Source organism: Lutibacter citreus (genome assembly GCF_003260195.1).
Lineage (GTDB): Bacteria > Bacteroidota > Bacteroidia > Flavobacteriales > Flavobacteriaceae > Lutibacter > Lutibacter citreus.
Window position 1 is genome coordinate 226,057 of sequence record NZ_QEIH01000003.1, and the last position, 23,129, is coordinate 249,185.

General features: G+C 28.5%; 19 protein-coding genes. 6 read left to right on the forward strand and 13 right to left on the reverse strand.

Annotated features, from left to right (window positions below; genetic code table 11):
* The first annotated feature begins 56 nt into the window (after positions 1–56).
* Together glyA and DAD81_RS07075 are read left to right on the forward strand one after the other, a co-directional pair.
* Positions 57–1,331 (forward strand): serine hydroxymethyltransferase, encoded by a 1,275-nt coding sequence (gene glyA / locus DAD81_RS07070; RefSeq protein WP_111707553.1) that lies wholly within the window; start codon positions 57–59, stop codon positions 1,329–1,331.
* A gap of 155 nt (positions 1,332–1,486) precedes the next feature.
* Positions 1,487–2,194, forward strand: a complete 708-nt coding sequence (locus DAD81_RS07075; protein ID WP_111707554.1) for a peroxiredoxin — start codon at positions 1,487–1,489, stop codon at positions 2,192–2,194.
* An 86-nt stretch (positions 2,195–2,280) separates the two neighbouring features.
* Here the strand turns inward: DAD81_RS07075 and rmuC are convergent, their stop codons facing one another.
* Complete coding sequence (gene rmuC, locus DAD81_RS07080) at positions 2,281–3,603, reverse strand: DNA recombination protein RmuC (RefSeq protein WP_111707555.1); 1,323 nt, start codon at positions 3,601–3,603, stop codon at positions 2,281–2,283.
* An 85-nt stretch (positions 3,604–3,688) separates the two neighbouring features.
* On the opposite strand from rmuC, the gene DAD81_RS07085 reads away from it, so the two are divergent.
* Positions 3,689–4,234, forward strand: a complete 546-nt coding sequence (locus DAD81_RS07085) for a 1-acyl-sn-glycerol-3-phosphate acyltransferase (protein ID WP_111707556.1) — start codon at positions 3,689–3,691, stop codon at positions 4,232–4,234.
* A 12-nt stretch (positions 4,235–4,246) separates the two neighbouring features.
* On the opposite strand, the gene DAD81_RS07090 is transcribed toward DAD81_RS07085, so the two are convergent.
* A complete protein-coding gene (locus DAD81_RS07090) occupies positions 4,247–5,389 on the reverse strand; it encodes an MFS transporter (protein ID WP_111707557.1) in 1,143 nt (380 codons plus the stop codon).
* Between the two features lie 261 nt (positions 5,390–5,650).
* Entirely contained in the window at positions 5,651–6,733 is a 1,083-nt protein-coding gene (gene gcvT / locus DAD81_RS07095; protein WP_111707558.1) for a glycine cleavage system aminomethyltransferase GcvT, read from the reverse strand.
* A gap of 185 nt (positions 6,734–6,918) precedes the next feature.
* Between gcvT and DAD81_RS07100 the strand changes: the two genes are divergently transcribed.
* The gene (locus DAD81_RS07100) at positions 6,919–8,382 is read left to right on the forward strand and encodes an aminopeptidase P N-terminal domain-containing protein (RefSeq protein ID WP_111707559.1); all 1,464 of its coding nucleotides are present in this window, start codon (positions 6,919–6,921) and stop codon (positions 8,380–8,382) included.
* A gap of 3 nt (positions 8,383–8,385) precedes the next feature.
* On the opposite strand, the gene DAD81_RS07105 is transcribed toward DAD81_RS07100, so the two are convergent.
* From DAD81_RS07105 to DAD81_RS07150, 10 genes are all read right to left on the reverse strand, one after another.
* Positions 8,386–8,880, reverse strand: a complete 495-nt coding sequence (locus DAD81_RS07105; RefSeq protein ID WP_111707560.1) for a DUF6265 family protein — start codon at positions 8,878–8,880, stop codon at positions 8,386–8,388.
* A gap of 44 nt (positions 8,881–8,924) precedes the next feature.
* The gene (locus DAD81_RS07110; protein WP_111707561.1) at positions 8,925–9,266 is read right to left on the reverse strand and encodes a P-II family nitrogen regulator; all 342 of its coding nucleotides are present in this window, start codon (positions 9,264–9,266) and stop codon (positions 8,925–8,927) included.
* Positions 9,267–9,290: 24 nt separating this feature from the next.
* Positions 9,291–10,544 (reverse strand): ammonium transporter, encoded by a 1,254-nt coding sequence (locus DAD81_RS07115; protein ID WP_111707562.1) that lies wholly within the window; start codon positions 10,542–10,544, stop codon positions 9,291–9,293.
* 29 nt (positions 10,545–10,573) lie between these two features.
* Positions 10,574–11,869: a threonine synthase gene (thrC, locus tag DAD81_RS07120; RefSeq protein WP_111707563.1), complete on the reverse strand. Its 1,296-nt coding sequence runs from the start codon at positions 11,867–11,869 to the stop codon at positions 10,574–10,576.
* A 100-nt stretch (positions 11,870–11,969) separates the two neighbouring features.
* Positions 11,970–12,893: a homoserine kinase gene (locus DAD81_RS07125; protein WP_111707564.1), complete on the reverse strand. Its 924-nt coding sequence runs from the start codon at positions 12,891–12,893 to the stop codon at positions 11,970–11,972.
* A 4-nt stretch (positions 12,894–12,897) separates the two neighbouring features.
* Positions 12,898–15,342 (reverse strand): bifunctional aspartate kinase/homoserine dehydrogenase I, encoded by a 2,445-nt coding sequence (gene thrA / locus DAD81_RS07130; RefSeq protein WP_111707565.1) that lies wholly within the window; start codon positions 15,340–15,342, stop codon positions 12,898–12,900.
* Between the two features lie 354 nt (positions 15,343–15,696).
* Positions 15,697–16,905, reverse strand: a complete 1,209-nt coding sequence (lysA, locus tag DAD81_RS07135; protein WP_111707566.1) for a diaminopimelate decarboxylase — start codon at positions 16,903–16,905, stop codon at positions 15,697–15,699.
* 158 nt (positions 16,906–17,063) lie between these two features.
* Positions 17,064–18,296 (reverse strand): peptidase T, encoded by a 1,233-nt coding sequence (gene pepT, locus DAD81_RS07140; protein ID WP_111707567.1) that lies wholly within the window; start codon positions 18,294–18,296, stop codon positions 17,064–17,066.
* 63 nt (positions 18,297–18,359) lie between these two features.
* Complete coding sequence (locus DAD81_RS07145; protein WP_157961096.1) at positions 18,360–18,917, reverse strand: hypothetical protein; 558 nt, start codon at positions 18,915–18,917, stop codon at positions 18,360–18,362.
* A 3-nt stretch (positions 18,918–18,920) separates the two neighbouring features.
* The gene (locus tag DAD81_RS07150) at positions 18,921–19,955 is read right to left on the reverse strand and encodes a WD40/YVTN/BNR-like repeat-containing protein (protein WP_111707569.1); all 1,035 of its coding nucleotides are present in this window, start codon (positions 19,953–19,955) and stop codon (positions 18,921–18,923) included.
* A gap of 166 nt (positions 19,956–20,121) precedes the next feature.
* Here DAD81_RS07150 and DAD81_RS07155 point away from each other — a divergent pair, with 166 nt between their 5' ends.
* The gene (locus tag DAD81_RS07155; protein ID WP_111707570.1) at positions 20,122–20,751 is read left to right on the forward strand and encodes a DUF2202 domain-containing protein; all 630 of its coding nucleotides are present in this window, start codon (positions 20,122–20,124) and stop codon (positions 20,749–20,751) included.
* A gap of 1,499 nt (positions 20,752–22,250) precedes the next feature.
* On the forward strand, positions 22,251–22,748 hold the full coding sequence (locus DAD81_RS07165) for a CAP domain-containing protein (protein ID WP_111707572.1): 498 nt from the start codon (positions 22,251–22,253) through the stop codon (positions 22,746–22,748).
* Positions 22,749–23,129 lie beyond the last annotated feature (381 nt).

Below are 23,129 nucleotides of genomic sequence, written 5' to 3' on the forward strand. Positions count from 1 at the left end.
CCAAAATGAAATTACTATTTTTGCATTTAATTTAACTTTTAAAAAAGTAACTACTAATGCAACGTGATCAAATTATTTTCGATTTAATTGAAGACGAAAGAGAAAGACAAACTAACGGTTTAGAATTAATTGCCTCAGAAAACTTTGTTAGTGACGAAGTTATGGAAGCTCAGGGTTCTATTTTAACTAATAAATATGCTGAAGGATATCCCGGTAAAAGATATTATGGAGGTTGTGAAGTAGTTGATGTTATTGAACAAATAGCAATAGATAGAGCTAAAGAATTATTTGGAGCTGAATATGTAAATGTTCAACCACATTCTGGTTCTCAAGCTAATACAGCTGTTTATGCTGCTTGTTTAAAACCTGGAGATACGATTTTAGGTTTCGATTTATCACACGGTGGACATTTAACACATGGTTCTCCTGTGAATTTTTCAGGTAAATTATATAACCCTGTTTTTTACGGTGTAGATAAAGCAACAGGAACAATAGATTATAATCATTTAGAAAAACAAGCTAAAGAGCATAAACCAAAATTAATTATTGCTGGTGCTTCTGCTTACTCTAGAGATATAGATTTTAAGAAATTTAGAGAGATTGCAGATGAAGTTGGTGCTATTTTAATGGCAGATATTTCTCACCCTGCAGGTTTAATTGCTAAAGGAATTTTAAACGATCCTATACCTCATTGTCATATTGTTACTACTACAACTCATAAAACTTTACGTGGGCCAAGAGGAGGAATGATTATGATTGGTAAAGATTTTGAGAACCCTTTTGGTTTAAAATTAAAAAGTGGAAAATTAAAAATGATGTCAACTTTAATTAACTCATCTGTTTTCCCAGGAAATCAAGGAGGGCCATTAGAGCATGTTATTGCCGGAAAAGCAGTTGCTTTTGGAGAAGCTTTAACAGATGAATTTTTGCATTACCAAATTCAAGTAAAGAAAAATGCTGCAGCTATGGCTGAAGTTTTTGTAGCTAAAGGATATAAAATTATTTCTGACGGGACAGACAACCACTGTATGCTTATAGATCTAAGAAGTAAAGGTCTTAGCGGAAAAGATGCTGAAAATGCATTAACAAAAGCTGATATTACTGTAAATAAAAATATGGTTCCTTTTGATGATAAATCACCATTTGTAACTTCAGGTATTAGAATTGGTACTGCTGCAGTAACAACTCGTGGTTTAAAAGAAGCAGATATGCTAAAAGTTGTAGAACTTATTGATGAAGTCATTAATAATTTTGAAAATGAAGAAGTTTTAGAAAGTGTTGCTCAAAAAGTAAATGAAATGATGTCAAGTAGACCAATATTTACTTGGTAATATTTATTTTAATAATATAAAATATGAAAAATCCTGCTATTAGCAGGATTTTTTTTTAACCTATTTTTAACTTCCATAAGTAATTAAAGTTACAAGCATCCTTATTTATATTTAATAATTTTAATAAAAATTAATAGATAAAAAGTTAAATAGATATGGAAACACAAGAAACAGTTTCAATGCCAAGAATAGGAGATAAGGCTCCTGAATTTAAAGCAGTAACTACTCAGGGAAATATTCACTTTCCAAATGACTATAAAGGAGATTGGGCTATATTATTTAGTCATCCTGCAGATTTTACACCGGTATGTACTTCTGAATTTATCACGTTTGCATCTTTAGAAGAAAAATTTGCAAAAGCAAATTGTAAATTAGTTGGGTTATCAATAGATGGTTTATATAGTCATATTGCTTGGTTGCGTTCAATTAAAGAAAAAATTGAATATAAAGGAATGAAAAACGTAGAAGTTAAATTTCCATTAATTGAAGATATTTCAATGAATGTTGCCAATATGTACGGTATGGTTCAACCAAATGAAGCTACAACGCAAGCCGTTAGAGCTGTCTTTTTTGTAGATCCAAAAGGAATTATTAGAGCCATAATTTATTATCCATTAAGTTTAGGTAGAAATTTTGATGAATTGTACAGAGTAGTTGTAGCATTACAAACAGCTGATAAATTTGGAGTTGCAACTCCAGCAGATTGGAATCCTGGAGACGATGTAATTATTGGCCCTGCAGGTTCTTGTGGAACTGCTAATGACAGAATGGAAGGTAAAGAAGATATGGATTGTAAAGACTGGTATTTTTGTACTAAAAAGTTAGATAAAGAAACTGTTTTAAAGAAAGTACTTAAAAAGTAAATTATTTGGTCATATTGAGCCTCTTGAAATATAGCAATTTATTGAAATTATTCAACAGGCTCAGTTTGGCTAATATTCAAACTTTTTTAAACTTCATCGTCTAAAGCTCTTTCTAATAATTTATCATTAAAAGTTTTAGATCCTTTAGCTCCTAATTTTTTAATATTTTCTACTTTTCTAATTAAGTTTCCGGTTCCTGTTAATTTCTTCATTGAAGTATCATAAGAACCTTGAACCGTTTTAAGTTGATTACCAACTTTTATTAAATCATTTGTTAAATTCACAAACTGATCATACAATCTTCCAGCCTGTATTGCTATTTCTATAGCGTTTCTTTGTTGTTTTTCGTTATTCCATAAACTATCAATAGTTCGCAAAGTAGCCAATAGCGTAGTAGGTGTAACAATTACTATATTCTTTTCAAAAGCTTTATTATAAAGCTGATTATCGGCATTTAAAGCCACAGCAAAAGCAGGTTCTATAGGTATAAAAAGTAACACAAAATCTGGTGAATCAATTTTATAGATATCTTCATATTTTTTTTCACTTAACTGTTCAATATGTCTTTTTAAGGAATTTACATGATCTTTAATAGCTTGTTCTTTTTGGTATTCATCTTCAGCATTAACAAATTGTTCATAAGCTGTAAGAGAAACTTTAGAATCAATAATCATTTTTTTATCATCAGGTAAATGAATAACAACATCAGGTAGTATGCGTTTACCTACTTCGTTAACAAAACTTTGTTGAACAAAATACTCACTATTTTTTTCTAAACCAGATTTTTCTAATACACGCTCAAGTACTAATTCACCCCAGTTTCCTTGGGTTTTACTTTCACCTTTTAAAGCTTTGGTTAAATTAATAGTTTCTTTACTCATTTGCATATTTAGTTCTTTTAAACCAAATATTTGCTGCCGAAGTGCCGCATGGTAATCTATACTTTCTTTATGTGTATCTTCTACTTTTTTTTCGAAATTTTGAATTTTATCTTGTAAAGGATTTAAGATATTTATTAAATTTTCTTTATTCTGTTCTGTAAATTTTGAAGATTTTTCTTCTAATATTTTATTTGCTAAAATTTCAAAATCTTTGGTGAATTTTTCTTGAAGCATTGAAACTTCTTCTTTATTTTCTTTTAGCTTAGTTTCAAGGTTTTTTAATTCTGAAATTTTTTCAGTTAATCTTAAATCTATACTATGTTTCTCATTACTCAACAACTTTTTATCATTATTTAAGTTATTTATAACATTTAAGTTAGATTCTTTTTCTTCAAGTAAAAGTTTATGTCTAATTTCAAGTTCAGAAATTGATTTGTAAGCCTTGTTTTTAGTTATAAGTTTTCCGATTACAAAACCAACTAATAAGAATATTACAGCAATTATTAAGTAAATAATAGTTTCGTTCATTTCAATTATAATTAGTTTATAAAATTAGGATTTTTATCTTTGTTCTCTCAATGCTCTCAACAATTTCAGGATTGACTTATTAACAATGAAAACAATAACAAAATTTATATTTCATAATTTATTTGGTTGGAAAACTATTGGTTTGCTGCCTACTGATATTAAAAAGTATATAATAATTGGAGCTCCTCATACACATTGGAAAGATTTTTTCTTGGGTTTAGCTATTAAATTATCGCAAAACACTCCATTAAATTTTATAGGTAAAGCTTCTTTATTTAAGCCCCCTTTTGGTTTTATTTTTAAAGCGTTAGGAGGCACTCCTGTAGATAGAACCAAAAGCGCAAATAGAGTAGATGCTATTGTAAATATATTTAATACAAGAGAACAATTTATTTTAGCATTATCTCCTGAAGGTACTAGAAAAAGGAACGATAAATGGAAAACTGGTTTTTATCATATTGCAAAAGGAGCCAATGTTCCTATTGTAATGATGACCTTTGATTTTGAAAATAAACAGGTTAAAATTTCTGACCCCTATTATTTAACCAATGATATGGAAAAAGATTTTAAATATATTTATGATTTTTATAAAGGAATAAAAGGTGAAATTCCTGAAAATTTTAATTTGTAATTTCTATAATATTTAGCTCATTTTATTTTTATAAATGAATAACATTTTTGAAATAGGAATAAAAGAGAGTCCTGCAAAAACAAAAATAAAGAAAGCTGATTTTAATCCCAAAGCATGTGCTAAATAACCAATTAAAGGTGGCCCAATTAACATACCAACAATTGCATAGGTAGAAATTATTGATATTGCCATTCCAGGAGAATATTTATTTGAAGTACCTGCTAATATAAATGTCATTGGAAAAATAGGAGCTGTACCAATTCCAACCAAGCAAAAACCAAAAAGAGATGGCCAAAACGAAGGGAAAAATATTGCAGTTGAAATACCTATAGCAATTAAAATAGCACTTAATATATATGTTTTAGGCATTCCAATTGCATCCATTAACTTGTCTGAAAAAAATCTTGATAAAGCCATGCAGGTCATAAATGAAAGATAACCATAGGTAAAAACTTCTTCTTTAATTACTTCTTTAAAATAAACTCCACTCCAATCAAACATACCACCTTCGCATAAAGCAGCGAAGAATATTAGTATTCCTAAGTAAAAAATAAAAGGATCGGGTTTACCAAAAATTAATTTATTTCCAGTAATAGATTTATCGTCTTTAATTAAATATAAAAAAGCTATGAAGGCAATTATTAAAGAAAATAACGAGATTAATAATAAATGATTAGCAATAGAAACATCCATTTTTACCATTATAGTAGAAAAGCCAACTCCAATTAATCCTCCAGTGCTCCAAAGGCCGTGAAATGAACTTACAATTTTCTTTTTAAATTTTTTTTGGAGCGTTATTGATTGTGTATTCATCGCGATATTTAGAATTCTCATACCAAAAGAGAATACACAAATAGCTGTAATTAATAGAGTGGGAGTGGTTGAATAACCAATTAAAATTAATGAAAATGAAAAGAATAAAAAAGAGATTATTATTGGTTTTCTACTATTAAATTTTGAAATAATCCACCCTGAAATAGGAAGACCAATTATAGAACTTATTGGCATAGCTAAAAGTACAGTTCCAAGTTCCGCTTCATTAAAATTAAAAAAAGTTTTAATTGTTGGTATTCTAGATGCCCAGGTGGCAAAACATAAACCTGTTAAAAAAAAATAAGTGCTTAAAGCAGCACGTTGTTTTATTTTTAAATCCATATTTATTAAATCTGTATATAATACAATATATGGCAATAAAATTCAACTAACTTTAATTTAAAAAGCTATTTGAATTTTATAAACCATATTAATTTTAGTAAATTTTTTTTGAAATAATTTAGATATTTTAATAAATACTTATTTATTAAAATGTATCTTATTTTCTCTTAGTAAACATTTGTTTATTAAGAGGTTGAAGTAAAAACAGATAAGGTTTTTACTTTTCAGACAATATCTTTTTATTATTTCATTTTAAGAAACTTATCCTTTATAAAAAGGAAGTTTTACAACTTTAGCTTTAATAGTTTTCTTTCTTATTTGAATGTAAATTTCAGAATCTCTTTTAGAAAATTCTTTAGTTACATAGCCCATTCCTATACCTTTTTTAAGAGTAGGACTCATAGTTCCTGAAGTTACTTCACCAATTTCAACTCCATCAGCGTTTACAATAGTATAATGCTGACGAGGAATTCCTTTTTCCACCATTTCAAAAGCTACTAATTTTTTAGAAACACCTGCTTCTTTTTGCTTTTTTAAAGCTACAGAATTGGTAAAATCATTGGTAAATTTAGTAATCCAACCTAAACCAGCTTCAATAGGCGAAGTATTGTCATTAATATCGTTTCCGTACAAGCAATAACCCATTTCTAAACGTAAAGTATCACGTGCAGCTAAACCAATTGGTTTAATCCCATATTCTTTCCCAGCTTCAAATACTTTATTCCATATTTGTTCAACCTCGTTGTTTTTACAATAAATTTCAAAACCACCTGAACCTGTATAACCAGTTGCAGAGATAATTACATGTTCAATTCCTGCAAAATCAGCCACCTTAAAGGTGTAAAATTTAATAGCAGATAAATCTTCAGAAGTTAAAGATTGCATAGCTTCAACGGCTTTTGGACCTTGAATAGCTAACAAAGAATAACCTTCTGAAATATTTTTCATTTCAGCATTCATATAATTATTTACAGAAATCCAATTCCAATCTTTATCAATATTAGAAGCATTTACAACTAATAAATAGGTGTTTTCTTTAATTCTATAAACAATTAAATCATCAACAATTCCTCCAGTATTATTGGGCATACAACTATATTGTGCATCTCCAATTGCTAATTTACTAGCATCATTTGTTGTTACTTTTTGAACCAACTCAAGAGCGGAGTCACCTTCAATTATAAATTCTCCCATATGAGATACATCAAAAACACCAACACCAGTTCTAACAGTTTCATGTTCAGCGTTTACGCCTTCATATTGTACTGGCATATTGTAACCTGCAAAGGGTACCATTTTTGCTCCTAAATTTTTGTGTATATGTGATAAAGCAGTATCTTTCATTATATATATTTTAGTACGTAAAAGTAATAAATCTATACTTATTGGTATACTATTAATTTACCTCAATTAAATACATTGATATCTTTTAGAGTATTTAATAAACTTTGTAATGCTATAAGTTTAGCATACGTTGTAGAACTTTTTTATATCTTTGAAGCATTTTTAAGCATTTATTTCTAATTTTTATGAAGATTAATTTTCTGTTTTTTTACTTGTTTTTATTTAGTGTTAGCTTCACCTACGCTCAATATAAAGATTATCCACAAGATTTTTTAGACAAAGAATTTCATAAAAATAGGAGAGAACAATTAAGAGCTAAAATGCCAAAAAACAGTGTTGCGGTATTTTTTGCTAATGCCATTAGAAATCGGTCTAATGATGTGGAGTATAATTATCACCAAGATCCAAATTTTTATTATTTAACGGGTTATATGGAACCACATGCTTTGTTATTGGTGTTTAAAGAAGATCAAACTGTTAATAATCAGGTTTTTAATGAGGTTTTGTTTGTTCAGGAAAAAAATGAATATGTAGAAATGTGGTATGGAAAAAGGATTGGGATTAAAGGAGCTCAAGATGATTTAGGCTTTAGAGTTGCTTTTAATGGAAGTGAATTTTCTAGTTTTGAATTAGATTTTAAGAAAATGGATCACATACTATTTAATCAATTTAAAAATGATGTGAGGGATACTGAAAGTAATGTTGATTTATTTGATTTAATTAAAACATTTAAGGAGAAAGTTTCATATGATTTTTCAGATATAAAGAATTTAAAAGATGATAAACTATATAATGAAACTAAAGAAAGATTAGACATAAGTTCTTTAAGTTCATTTATGGCTTCGCTTAGAGAAATTAAGACTGAGGAAGAGTTGATTTTACTTAAAAAAGCGATTGATATTTCTGCTATTGGACAAATTGAAATTATGAAAGCAATTTATCCAGAAATGTCTGAAACCGAAGTTCAAGGAGTTCATGAATTTGTCTATAAAAAATATGGTGCTGAGTATGAGGGATATCCTTCAATTGTTGGAGCAGGAGGGAATGGTTGTATTTTACATTATATTGAAAATAATAAAGTAGAAGTTGGAGATTGGAAATTAGTTTTAATGGATTTAGGTGCAGAGTATCATGGATATACAGCTGATGTTACTCGTACTATTCCTGCAAATGGAAAGTTTTCTAAAGAGCAAAAAATTATTTACGATTTAGTATATAAAGCTCAAGAAGCTGGAATAGAAAAAACAAAAATAGGAAACTCTTTTAGTGCTCCAGATTCAGCTACAAGAAAGGTTATTAATAAAGGTTTGGCCGATTTAGGTATCATTAAATCTGAAAAATCAGTTCATTTGTATTATCCGCATGAATCTTCGCACCATATAGGTTTAGATGTGCATGATGTAAGTAATTATGGAAAATTAAAAGAAAATATGGTAATTACAGTAGAACCGGGTATTTATATTCCAGAAGGAAGTAATTGTGATGAAAAATGGTGGGGAATAGCAGTTAGAATTGAAGATGATATTTTAGTTACAAAAAATGGACCAGTTAATTTATCTGGAAGAGCACCTAGAACTTCAGATGATATTGAAAAAACCATGAAATTACCGAGTATACTTTCTGATTTTAATTTACCAGAATTAGACTAAAAGTTATTTTTTCAACGTATAACTGAACTTCATTTCAGTTTCATCTTTTCCTTCTTCTTTAAAAACAACATAAATGTTTAAGCTGTTTTCATTTATACGTTCAAAAGTTAAATCGTTAAAGTAGGCTTTGTCTTTTTTAATTTTAACTAGTTTAAAATCAATTGTATTATCTTTTTCTTCCCAACCTTTTAAATCATTATTAAAATGTTTTATGCGTAAAATTAGCGATTCATTTTCTTCAGAAATAGTACATAATTCATAAAAACTTACTTTTCCGTCATTAACTAATTTAAACGAACCCATCATTGAATCACCTAATGGGCTTGTCCAAACTTCTTCAGTTACACCACCTAGAGCTTCACCAACCCAATAGCCTGAAATCCAAGAAACATCATTTAACGTTGCTTTTGGAGATTTCTCATCATTTAATTTTAATGTATTTTGAGATGTTATTGTTAACGAAACAAATAAGCATAAAAAAGCTAGATAATTCTTCATAAAATTGAAATTTATCTAGCTAATCTACTATTTTTTAAGGAATATTACTGAATTGCTTCTTTTCCTCTTGTTTTAGTTCTAATTCTAATTGCTTCAGCAACATCATAAATAAAGATTTTTCCATCACCTGTTTCACCGTCAGATGCATTATCTAAAATAACATCTATACATTTCTCCATATTATTATCACTAACAACACACATAATTAATACTCTAGATTGAAGAATCATTGATTGTTCTGTACCTCTATAATGTTCTGAATATGTTTTTTGTAAACCAGTACCTTTTACAGGTAAAACTGTTATACATGGTATTCCAGCTTCTTTTAACCCTTTTTGTACGTCTTTTAATTTTGAGGGTTTTATTATTGCTTCAATTTTCTTCATTTTTAATTTCTAACAGGTTAATAATTATTCAAAAGTAGTGTAGGCCTCAACCCCAAATGATACAGCATCTATACCTGCTTTTTCTTCAGTTTTTGAGATTCTAATTCCAATTGTTTTTCTTAATAAAAACATAACAAGATATGTTATAGAAAAAGAAAATATAGCTATTACAGATACTCCAATTAGTTGCGTAACAAAAAGTTCAGTTCCGCCACCATATAATAATCCACCTTCAGAAGCAAAAAGTCCTACAGCAATAACACCAAAAAATCCGTTTACACCGTGAACAGCAATTGCTCCAACAGGATCATCAATTTTTATTCTATCAATAAGTTCAACTGCAATATCAACTAATACACCTGCAATTGCCCCAATAATTATTGAAGAAATTGGATCAAAAATATTACAACCAGCAGTTATAGCAACCAATCCAGCAAGCACGCCGTTTATTGCCATTGTTATATCTATTTGACCATACCTAAAGTATGTATATATCATTGTTGAAATTCCACCGGCAGCAGAAGCTAAAAATGTATTTGTTACAATACTTCCGATTAATTCGTAATTTCCAACAGCACCTAAAGTAGATCCTGGGTTAAAACCAAACCATCCAAACCAAAGAATAAAAGCTCCTATAGCAGCTAGTGGTAAATTGTGACCAGGAATTGAATTAGGTTTTCCATCTTTACCATATTTACCTAAACGAGGGCCTAAAATAATAGCACTTGCTAAGGCTGCAAAACCACCCATTGCATGTACTGCTCCGGAGCCAGCAAAATCATTAAAACCTCTAACGGCAAGCCATCCATTTGGATTCCAAACCCAGTTTGCTGCCAACGGATACATTACTGCGCAAAAGATAAATACATATACAGCATAAGTCCATATTTTCATACGTTCTGCTATGGCTCCAGAAACAATTGAAATTGCTGCTATTGCAAAACCTAATTGAATAAACCAAAATAATTTATTAGAAACGGTTAACCCTAGTCCAAGGTCTGCTTCCGTAATTCCAAAATCAAAAGCAACCCATCCATTTGAATCTCCATAAGCAATTCCAAAGCCTACTAAGAAAAAGGCAATCCCTCCAAAGGAAATATCAACCATTACTTTAGCAATAATACTCATTGCATTTTTTGCTCTTACAAATCCTGCTTCTAAAAGAGCAAATCCACCCTCCATTAAAAAAATAATTGCTGCACAAATTGATACCCAAACGGTATCTATTGCTGAAATTAATTCAGTGTTCTCGACTACGGCCGACGTTACATCTGTCATATTAGTTTAGTTAGGTGGTTGTTTGAGTTTTATAAACTATTTAGTAAATATTGTTTTAAATCGTTATAAGTAGTTATTTCTAACGCTATTTTCTTATTATTAATAACCTCTAAAATTTGTTGTGGATACTCAATTGTTTCACCTAAAACAGGTTCAACTACATCTAAAAACTTAACGGGATGAGCGGTTTCTAAAAATATTCCTTGAGCATTATGGTTTTTTAAGTATTTTTTTAACCCTAAATACCCAACAGCACCATGAGGATCTGCTATATAGCCAGATTCAGCTTTAATTTCTTTCATGGCTTCCTTCGTTTCTTTATCATCAAAAGAATAAGATGTTAAATTTTCTTTTAATTTATCATCGTTTTTATAAATCTCTTGAATTCTAATAAAATTACTTGGATCGCCAACATCCATTGCGTTAGAAATAGTTTGTTTAGATGGTTTTGGAGTGTAAACACCAGTTTCTAAATAATTAGGAACAATATCATTAATGTTTGTTGAAGCAATAAACTGTTTAATAGGTAAACCTAATTGTTGAGCCATTACACCTGCACATATATTACCAAAATTACCACTTGGTACGGAAAAAACTAAATCTTTTTTCTTATCCTTAAGTTGTTTATATGCTAAAAAGAAATAAAACATTTGTGGTAACCAACGAGCAACATTAATAGAATTTGCAGAAGTTAAATTTCTTTGAGATGTTATTTCTTCATCTAAAAAAGCAGTTTTAACCATTGCTTGGCAGTCGTCAAAAGTTCCATTTACTTCAAGAGCCTTAATATTTTGCCCTAAAGTAGTTAACTGTTTTTCTTGAACATCACTTACTTTACCGCTAGGATACAAAATAACAACATCAACACCTTCAACACCTAAAAAACCACTAGCAACAGCGCCTCCAGTATCTCCAGAAGTAGCAACTAAAACAGTGACCTTTTTAGAGTTTTCATCTTTATTGAAATATCCAAAACAACGAGCCATAAAACGTGCACCAACATCTTTAAAAGCCATTGTAGGACCGTGAAATAACTCTAATGTTGAAATATTTTTGGTTATAGGAACAACAGGGAAATCAAAGCTTAATGTTTCTTCAATAATCTGTTTTAATTCGGTTTCAGGGATTTCATCCGCTACAAATTGTTTAATAACTTCATAAGCAATTTCAGTTTTTGAAAAATACTCAATATGATCAAAAAAATCTTTTTCAAGAGGAGTGATACTTTCAGGAAAGTATAATCCTTTATCTGGTGCTAATCCTTTTACCACAGCTTCTTTAAATGAAACATCCGGTGCGTTTTTATTTAAACTATAAAAGTTCATAATTTAATTTTTTATATTTTTTTCGTCTTTGAAAATCTCATCAATATGATTTCAAATGAGAATGTGAACCTGAATGAAGTTCAGTTTGACGATTGTTTTTTTATTCTAAAATTTTTATTCCTTCTTTATTCACTTTTGAAACGTGAACATCATACTCAATACCAACTTTATTGTAAACTGCTTTCATTGCTTCTCCAACTTTTAAAGCTGTTTCTTCTCCTTTACTTAATGCGAAAATTGAAGGGCCAGAGCCAGAAATACCACATCCAAGAGCTCCAGCTTTAATAGAATTCTTTTTAACTGAATCAAATGCTGGAATTAATATTGACCGTATAGGTTCAATTACATGATCTTCAAGAGAACGACCAATTAAGTCATAATCTTCAGTATACAAACCGCTTATTAAACCTCCAACATTTCCCCATTGTTTAATGGCATCTTTTAGAGAAACAGTTGTTCTTAGTATTTCACGTGCATCTGATGTTTTTACTTCAATTTGTGGGTGAATAACAGTAGCATATAATTCTGAAGGGGTATTAATATTAATAACATCTAAAGGTTCATAACTTCTTACCAATGTAAAACCACCAAAAAGAGCAGGAGCTACATTATCTGCGTGGGCAACACCCGTGGCTAAACGTTCACCTTCCATTGCAAAGCGAACAAGATCTGTTTTACCAAATGGTTTTCCCAGTAATTCATTTATTGCCCAAACCGCACCAGCCGAACTGGCAGCACTGCTACCAATTCCACTTCCGGGTTTAATTCTTTTGTTTATTTCTATTTCAAAACCAAATTCACTATCAGTTTCTGCTAATAATGCTAAAGCAGCTACACCAGCAACATTTTTATGTGTTTCTAATGGTAAATCCTGACCTATAATTTTAGTGATAGTAACTCCTTTTTGAGCTACTTTTTTTATAGTCATTTCATCACCAACATTATCTAATGCTAATCCTAAAACATCAAAACCACAAGATACATTTGCTATGGTTGCAGGAGCAAATATTTTAATTTGTTCCATAATATTAGTTATTTCTTATTCTAATAATATCAGCAAATAGGCCAGAGGCAGTAACATCTGCACCAGCACCAGCACCTTTTATTATTAAAGGTTGTATAGGATATCTTTCTGTAAAAAATAATACAATATTATCACTACCATCTAAATTATAAAATGGATGATCCGAAGGTATTTCTTGTAATCCTACTTTTGATTTTCCATTATTAAATTCAGCAACAAATTTTAATCTACAATCATTTGCAGCTGCTTTTTGGTATATTTTATTAAAGTGATCTGCTTCTGTTTTTAAAGTTTCTAAAAAGTCTGGTACTGAATTTGCTTTTAACGATGCTTTTGGTAAAAATGAATCATTTTCAATATCACTTAATTCTAATCTAGTTCCACTTTCACGAGCTAAGATTAATATTTTTCTCATTACATCAACACCACTTAAATCAATACGAGGATCTGGTTCTGTATAACCTTGTATTCCTGCTTGATCAACAACTTCAGCAAAAGAAGTTTCATTGTTAAAATTATTAAATACAAAGTTTAAACTACCAGAAAGAACAGCTTGTATTTTAGTTACTTTATCTCCTGAAGCAATTAAGTTTTTAAGTGTATCAATAATTGGTAATCCCGCACCTACATTTGTTTCAAAAAGGAAAGGCGCATTATATTCTCTAGCTAATTGTTTTAGGTGTAGATAGTTTGTGTAATTAGATGAACATGCAATTTTATTACAGGTTACAACAGCAACACTTTCTTTTAAGTAATTAGCATATAATTTAGAGATGCTTTCGTTTGCTGTATTATCTACAAAAATGCTATTTCTATAATTTAAGTCAACAACTTTTTTATGAAATAAATCCATATCTAAATCTTCACCTTTAGGTAATTGTGTACTCCAAGAATCTAAATTTATACCATCTTCATTAAAATACATTTTTTTAGAGTTTGTTAATGCAATAACTCTTACTTGTAATTTTAAATTATCTAATAAATATTGTTGTTGTTGTTTAATTTGTTCTAATAATTTTCCTCCTACATTTCCAACACCAACAATAAACAAGTTTAATTGTTTTGTTTGATTTTCAAAGAATTCAGAATGTAGTGTGTTTAATGCTTTTTTTATGTGTTTATGTGAAATTACAGCTGAAATATTTTTTTCAGAAGCACCTTGAGCAATTGCTCTAATATTTACATTGTTTTTACCAAGAGTACTAAACATTTTACCACTTATACCTTGGTGACTTTTCATATTATCTCCAACAAGTGCAATAATAGCATTGTCTTTTTCAACAACTAATGGCGAAATTTTATGATGTTCAATTTCATATTCAAACTCTTTATTTATTTCAATTTCTGCTTTTTCACCATCATTATTACTAATAGCAAAGCAAATTGAATGTTCTGAAGATGCTTGTGTAATTAAAGAAATATTTATTTTGTTTGAAGCTAAACAACCAAATAAACGTTTTGAAATACCAGGTATACCAACCATTCCACTTCCTTCTAAAGTAACCAATGCCATATTTTCTATATGACTAATTCCTTTTATAGGTTCTGAATTTGAAGATACTTTAGTAATTAAAGTTCCTTCAGCTTTTGCATCAAAAGTATTTTTTATACAAATAGGAATTTCCTTTTTTAATACTGGTTGAATTGTAGGTGGGTATAATACCTTAGCTCCAAAGTGAGATAATTCCATAGCTTCATGATAGGAAATACTTTTAATAGGAAATGCTTCTCGTACAAATTTTGGGTTTGCAGTGTACATTCCACTTACATCTGTCCATATTTCTAAAATTGAAGCATTAACAGCTGAGGCTATAATAGCAGCAGTATAATCTGAACCACCACGGCCTAAAGTTGAAACTTCACCAGCTTCAGTTTTTGCTACAAAACCAGGAAGCATTACTACTTTATATTTGTTTGAATCGAAAAATGTTTTAATGTTTTCGTTAGTTTTACTAAAAATTACTGATGCGTTTGAAAAATTATTATCAGTAACAATTAATTCTTGTGAATTTTTAAGAACAGCATCCAAACCATTACTTTTCATTGCTTCAGCAATAATGTAAGATGAAAATAATTCTCCAAAACTTACAATTTTATCGGAAGTTTTGTTAGAAAGTTCATTAATTAAAAATACACCTTCTAAAGTGTTTTCTAATTTATTCAACATTTTTTTTATTTGTCCTAAAACGGCACTTTGATTGTTAACAGGTATTAACTCTCTAACAACATCAATGTGTCTACTTTCTATAGTTTTAAAGCTTTCTTTGTAACTTTCGTCTCCATTACAAGCCAGTGAACCTGCGCTAAGAAGCAGATCTGTAACACCTCCAAGGGCAGAAACTACTACGGCTACATTGTTTTTAAAAGAACTTTCTTTAACTATACTTATTACTTTATTTATGTTTTCGGAAGATGCTACGGATGAACCTCCAAATTTTAATACTTTCATTTGTATTAATTTATATGTTTAATTTAATTTTTGTTTTCAACACCCCTTGTTTCATAAACTTATGAAAACGGGCATATATATAACTGATGATATGAATAGACTAGAACCCCTAAAGGGTAATTGTAGTAGTTTTAGCAATAATAAAGTTGCGCATAGTAATTGCGTTTGTATTTAACTTAATATTTTTTGCTGTTTGCATAAGCCAAAAATAGGTATTTTTTTAAAACTATAACACTTTGAAGTTAATTTTGCTAAAAAAATAATTTTAAACTACTTTAACTTAAAACTAATCATTATTTAAAGAACTTATTGAGAATAACAAAAAACTCCGTTACTATGAACGGAGTTTTTGAATTATTCTAAATCTATAATTACTTGATTTTTTAGTAAATCTTCAAAAGATTCTTGTTTTCTAATCAGATAATCCTGCCCTTCATATATTAAAACCTCGGCAGGTCTAAATCTTGAATTGTAATTTGAAGCCATTGAAAAACAATATGCTCCAGCATTATCAAAACATAAAACATCGTCTTCTCTAATTTCGCTTATTCTTCTGTTAGAGCCAAAAGTATCAGTTTCACAAATATAACCAACTACAGAATAGTAACGTTCTCTTCCGTTTGGATTAGAAACATTATGTATATGGTGATAAGAATCATACATCATTGGGCGAACCAAATGATTAAATCCAGAATCTATACTTGCAAAAACTGTTGATGTTGTTTGTTTTACAACATTTACATTAGCTAAAAATTTACCAGCTTCACTCACTAAGAATTTACCTGGCTCAAACATTAGCGTTAAATCTTTTCCGTAATTCTTACAAAATTTATTAAATCTTGTTGTTAATCGTTCTCCTAATTCTTCAATATTTGTTGAAACATCACCCTCTTTATAAGGTACTTTAAATCCACTTCCAAAATCAATAAAATCTAAATTAGGAAAGTCTTTTGCTTCGTTTAAAATTATTTCTGAGGCAGCTAAGAACACATCAATATCTAAAATATCAGACCCAGTATGTGTATGAATACCATTTATAAGCATTCCAGTATTTTCAACTACTCTTTTAATAAGTGGTACTTGGTGAATTGAAATTCCAAATTTTGAATCTATATGACCTACAGATATTTTATGGTTTCCACCTGCCATAATATGTGGATTAATTCTTACACATACAGGAATGTTAGGGTAGTGGTGGCCAAATTGTTCTAAAATAGAAATATTATCAATATTTATTTGAACACCAAGTTTTGCAACTTCTTCAATTTCTTCTAAAGAAACCCCATTTGGTGTAAATATGATATTTTCTGGTTCAAAACCGGCTTTTAAACCTAATTGAACTTCTTGAATAGAAACTGTATCAATACCGGAATTTAGCTTTTTAAAAAGCTTTAAGATACTAACATTTGTATTTGCCTTTACAGCATAATTAAGTTTTAAACTTTTAACATTTGCAAATGCATTTGTAATGCGATTGTATTGCGAAATAATTTTTTCCGCATCATAAACGTATAGAGGGCTTCCATATTTTTCAGCAAGCGATACTAATAATTGATTATCCATTCAGTTTCTATTTAGAATTTTCAAATGTAAAAGGATTTATATGTTCTCAAAACAATTTTATTGATAATAACAATATTTAACGTTTTGTTAAAAAAATAAACTCTCACCTATAAAAATTAGATGAGAGTATTAAAAAATTGTTTATATTTTTAATATTGCTATTTCGCTTTTTCAGCAGTAAGTTCTGCAATTTTAACAACTACATCAGTTGCTAGTTGCAAAGATTCAGCAGGAACATATTCATATCTTCCGTGAAAATTGTGCCCACCAGCAAAAATATTTGGGCAAGGCAAACCTTTGTAAGATAATTGAGAACCATCTGTACCACCTCTAATAGCTTTAATTAAAGGTTTTATATTTAGTTGTTTCATAGCTTCTTCAGCAATATCTACAATATGCATTACAGGTTCAACCTTTTCGCGCATATTAAAATATTGATCTTTAATTTCAACTTCAATTAAATTGCTTCCTAATTTTTTATTTAAATCGTCAGCTACTTTTTGAAATTGTGCTTTTCTTCCTTCAAAAAGCTTCATATCGTGATCTCTAATAATATATTCTAGTGTTGTTTTTTCAACTTCCCCATTCATAGTATGTAAATGAAAAAATCCTTCATAACCTTCTGTTTGTTCTGGAACTTCATTAGCTGGTAATCCTTTAATAAAATCTGACGCAATTGTCATAGAATTTATCATTTTTCCTTTAGCATAACCAGGATGTACAATTTTACCATTAATTGTTACTTTTCCTCCGGCAGCATTAAAGTTTTCATACTCTAATTCTCCAACCTGACTTCCGTCCATTGTATAAGCCCATTCGGCACCAAATTTTTCAACATTAAATAGGTGAGCTCCACTTCCTATTTCTTCATCTGGAGTGAAACCAATTCTTATTTTTCCGTGTTTAATTTCAGGATTATTAATTAAATATTCCATAGCTGAAACTATTTCAGTAATACCCGCCTTATCATCTGCTCCCAAAAGAGTTGTACCGTCTGTAGTAATTAAAGTTTGACCTTTATACATTAATAAATCTTCAAAATAATTAGGAGATAAAACTATATTTTCCTCTTTATTTAAAATAATATCTTCTCCATTATAATTTGGATGAAATTGTGGATTTACATTAGTTCCAGAATAATCTGGACTAGTATCCATATGAGCAATAAACCCAATTGTAGGCACTTTAAAATCTACGTTAGAAGGTAAAGTAGCCATTATATAACAATGGTCATCTAAAGTAACATCTTCCATTCCAATTTCTTTCAATTCTTCAACCAAAAGCTTTGCTAAATCCCATTGTTTTTCTGTGCTAGGACACGCAGAATTGTTTGGGTCCGATTGTGTGTCTATTGTAATATATTTTACAAAACGATCAATTATTTTTTGCATTATCTTAAATTTTTATTCAAAAGTAAGTATTCAATTAAGGACTTGCAATGTAATTTTCTTAATTTATTGCAAAAATTCAATATTATCAATTATTGAAATGGATTCACAAATTCTACTTTCAATATTAGTAGTTCCATAAATCTCACAATACGATGTAAAAAATGCATTTTTTGAGGTTTTAACAATTAAATTAAATTGATGAAAATCAAAACCTTTCTTTTTACCTTTTGAGAGATACCAATAAGCTGGTTTTTCTTTAAAAAGGATAGTGCCAGAATTTACTTTCTTTAGGTTTGAAGCTTTTAAAATGGAGTCTGTTTTTTTATAAAATGAATTATTAAATGTTAGTGAACCATAATTATAGGCGGCATCAATTATATAAGTTTCGGTTAATTGCTTGGTTGTATCTGCAGCAAATATTTCCGATTGATTTTTATCGTAATATAAATTTGTTTTCCAAGAATTAGGTATACTAATATTAAAGTTTTCTTTGAAATCTGAAATTGCAATTGTGTTTTTTATATTGCCAGTTTTACAATTGTATAGTTTACTTAATTCTGATTGATTTTTACAACCAACCAATATGAAAATTGATAATAGTATTATAAGAGTATGTTTCATGATTTATTGAATAGTCATTTTAGCAATTACTTTATTTCCCGATAACCAAGCTGTATTTTTATCAAAAAAACGAATAGAATAAAACTCTTCATCACTTATTTTCTGCCAGTTGTTTCCATAATTATTAGAAAAAAAGATTCCATTTGTTGAAACTGCAAATAATTCCATTCCTTCCGTTTCTGGCACATATTGAACACAACTAACGTATTTTGGTGCAGAATTTTCAGCAACAATTTCCCAGGTTTTTCCTCCGTTTTTAGTGATTGCTTTGTTAGCTAAATCCCCAAATTTATCTAAATAATCACCACCACAAATAATTCCTTGTTTTTCATTATAAAAATCAATAGAATAAATACCAGTGGTTGATTTTCCTTTAATTATTGGAGTATCATAAACTTCCCAAGTTAATCCCATATCAGGTGAATGAAAAACTCTAGCTTTAAGACCTCCTGTAGCAATCCACGCATGCTCACCAACTATTGAAATATTAGTGTTACTTGCCGAAAATAAAGCTTCTCCTTGGTTAATTTTAGGTAAATCTTCACATTTCATTTTTCCCCAAGAATTTCCACCATCTCTAGTTATAAGGATAGACAAACAGTTATCGGTAGGATCACCAACAGCAATTCCGTTTAATGTATCAAAAAATGCCATTGAATCATAAAATACTTTTTCATTTTCTTCTTTATAAACAATATCAATAGTATTATTTTCATACTTATAAAGTAGTGCGGGGTTAGCAACATTTAAAGCAAATACAGCTTTTTTAGTTGTAGCTAAAGATCTAAAATGAGGGATTATTGTATCGGTTATAATTTTTGAAGCTATAAATTTTTTCTTTTTACCAGATAAAACTGCAATATCTCCATTTGAACCAGCATAAATAACTGTAGAATCATTAATTACTTCAATTGCTCTAATACTTGAACTATCAATTTTTGTTTTCTCTAAGTGAACAGTAATTGTTTCTCTTGGTACATAATTATTACAACTTATAATTAATGTGAAACATAGTATGGCAAATAGTGTTTTTTTCATAAAATAAAATATTAACAAATGTAATTATAACTTTATTATTAAAGTATTTTAGTTTTTGAAAAATAATTGAATAAATAAAAGTGGTAAGTTTCAGTATGGTAACATAAGTTACTGTTTAAGTTTAGTTTAGGTGCGGAATTTGTAGCTAAATAAGAAACTACAAATTATGAAAAATATAAAATATAGCCTTGTGATTGTTTTAGCTCTATTAATGGGGTGTTCAAACAATTCTAATGAAAATGAAATGGATACTTTAGAAACGGAAAATTTAATAAATTTATCGGAAGATGAAATATCAGATGTATTGTTTTTAAGGGAAGAAGAAAAATTAGCACGTGATGTGTATTTGTATGCGTATGATTTATATAAATTAAGTATTTTTAATAATATTGCTAAAAGTGAACAAAGTCATATGGATAACGTATTAACTTTGATAGATAATTATGGTTTAGAAGATCCAATTTTTGAAGAAAGAGGTAAATTTAAAAATATTGAACTACAAGAATTATATAATACTTTAATTAAGCAATGTAATTTATCATTGTTAGATGCATTTTTAGTTGGAAACACTATTGAAGATTTAGATATATATGATATCATTAAAAATGAAAGTAGAACTTCAAAAACTGATATTTTAGATGTTTATTCATCTTTAAAATGTGGTTCAAAAAATCATTTAAGAAGTTTTTATAAACAAGTTACGCAAAGTAATGGCGATTATAATCCAGTTTACATTTCGAGTGAAGAATTTAATTTAATCGTTTCAAGTTCTAATGAATTTTGTGGATCGAATTAAACTAATATTGTAAAACAGCAGAATTATATAGGATTTAAAAAATATGGATTGAGGCGGGTAAGTACTAAAAATAGAAATTAAGTTTAAATAAAAAGGAGTTTGTTTTGCTAACATTTTATTAATTGAATACATATAAATATCATTTGTTTTGTGCTCTAGTTTTATTCCTAAAAAGGAGTTATTAATAATTAAAATATTTACTTAAAATAACCTCAAAAAATAGGGGGTTTTGTAAATAGGAATCTTCACTTATAAATTTGTTATTATTTATCTATTTAAAAATGAATATAACATGTTGTAATTCAGTTTTTTATTTGCTTTGTTAGAATTATGATATACAGTACATTTAAATTGTTACCTTTTTTATTTAAAATAAAATTTAAAGTAAAATTTCAATAAAAATGTTTGGTCAAACTAATAATTGTATATACATTTGGGAGAAATTCTATAATTGTATAGAATTAGTTGTCCCCCCGAAGTTGAATAAAAATGATTAAAAGGAAAAGTTAAACTTACCAATTATTCATTGCTAAATTTATTACATATAGCACACTATATGAATTATAAATTTTCAGATAATATTAGGAGATTTATCTTATTTATTCAATAGTTTCAAATTTAATGTTCTTTAAAAAAATAAATGGATTTATAAGTTAATCTTTAAATCTTTTGTTTAAGAGGTAAATAAAAAAATCAAAATTAGTGAAAACTAAGATTTGATACTTATTTTCTAAACTAAAAGAAAAGATGAAATAAGAATTACTTAAAAAAGGGAAGCCTTTTTATATTTAATTGAAATTATCCATATAGGTTTTTAAAATAAAGTAATAAATAATTGAACCAAAAAAAGCAGAAATATTAAATAAATAATAAAAAGCAGAAATAAATATATCAACCCCAAACCCTATCTTTTTTGGTTAATGTTTATAAAGTATAAATATTAATTTAAAAAGTAAAATTAAAGATTAAAGATGAATTTAACACATAGTATTAGCCCCTTCTTAGCCCCAAACCTTCAAAATAAAACCGAAAAATTTTTAAGTTTAGTTGCTAATAAGATCTATGATTATAAGATTTTTTAATTAAATGATAAATAAATTAACCCTAAACCCTATCTTTTTCAATTATAATTATTACCCCATAAATATTAATTGAAAAAGTAAAATTAAAGAATGAATAAATCAACCCCAAACAAGCTAAAACCCCAACAAAAATGAACCCCACATTCTTTATTAATTTTCTAGTTGCTATACCTAATAGCATTTCATTTAACAGAAATAAAACCATTCCGGCTTTATTTAAGTTTAATACCATTTCATTTACTAATTTATCTAACAGCTTGTTTAATAGATGGCTAAGTAATAATGATATTTTAAAAGCGGTCGCAATAAACTTATCTCCAATTTTTTTGTTCCCACGAAGAAGGTAGATTGGAAGGATAGATTTGCGACTGTCTTTTTTTAAATAAACTAAATCATTTAATTGTAAAACCCCTCAAAATGAAAAGAACACTTCCCCTAATAGGATTATGCTTTATAGTAATATCAATGTTTATGTCTTGTACTTCAGATGATGAGAATGAAAATTTGTTTAATTCTACTTATGAAGCAAAAATCACTTATTCACCAATTGAAAATGAGGTTTTAAGTATTGTAAACGATTATAGATCAAATAAAGGTTTAAATAAATTAGATAGACTCAATATAATTTCTTCAGTAGCAGAAACACACTCAAAATATATGGCGGAAAAAGGAATTGCAAGTCATGACCATTTTTCAGAAAGGAATGAGGAACTTATTGATTATGCTAATGCAAAAAAAGTAGCAGAAAATGTGGCTTATGGGTTTAGTTCGTCACAAGATGTTGTTAATGCTTGGCTTAAAAGTGATGAACATAGAAAAATAATTGAAAACGCTGAGTATACTCACTTTGGTATTTCAACAAAGACAGATAACGAAGGAAGACTTTATTTTACACATATATATATTAAACAGTAATCTTAAAATATTAGCTATGCTTGTTAAAGAACTTATTATACAAAAAACTAAAATTAATGGAAATAATAAAGTAAAACGTATTTATATTAATACGTTAGTTCCAAATTTTAAATTTAAAAATCATAAAAATGAAACGGTATTTAATAAAAATCCCTGTGTAAAACTTTAAGGTTTAGAATTTTATTATTTCTTAATAAAACAAAACAGTTGTAATATATAATTGTCGTCCCAAGAACGCAAGGTATATATATTTATGACTGTTTTATTTTTATTTTAAAAATTCAAAACAGCCGTAATAAATTTGTAAAACTGTCGTCCCCACGAAAATTTTTTTAACACAAAAATTACGACTGTAAATTTTTAAACATGTTTTAAAAAAAA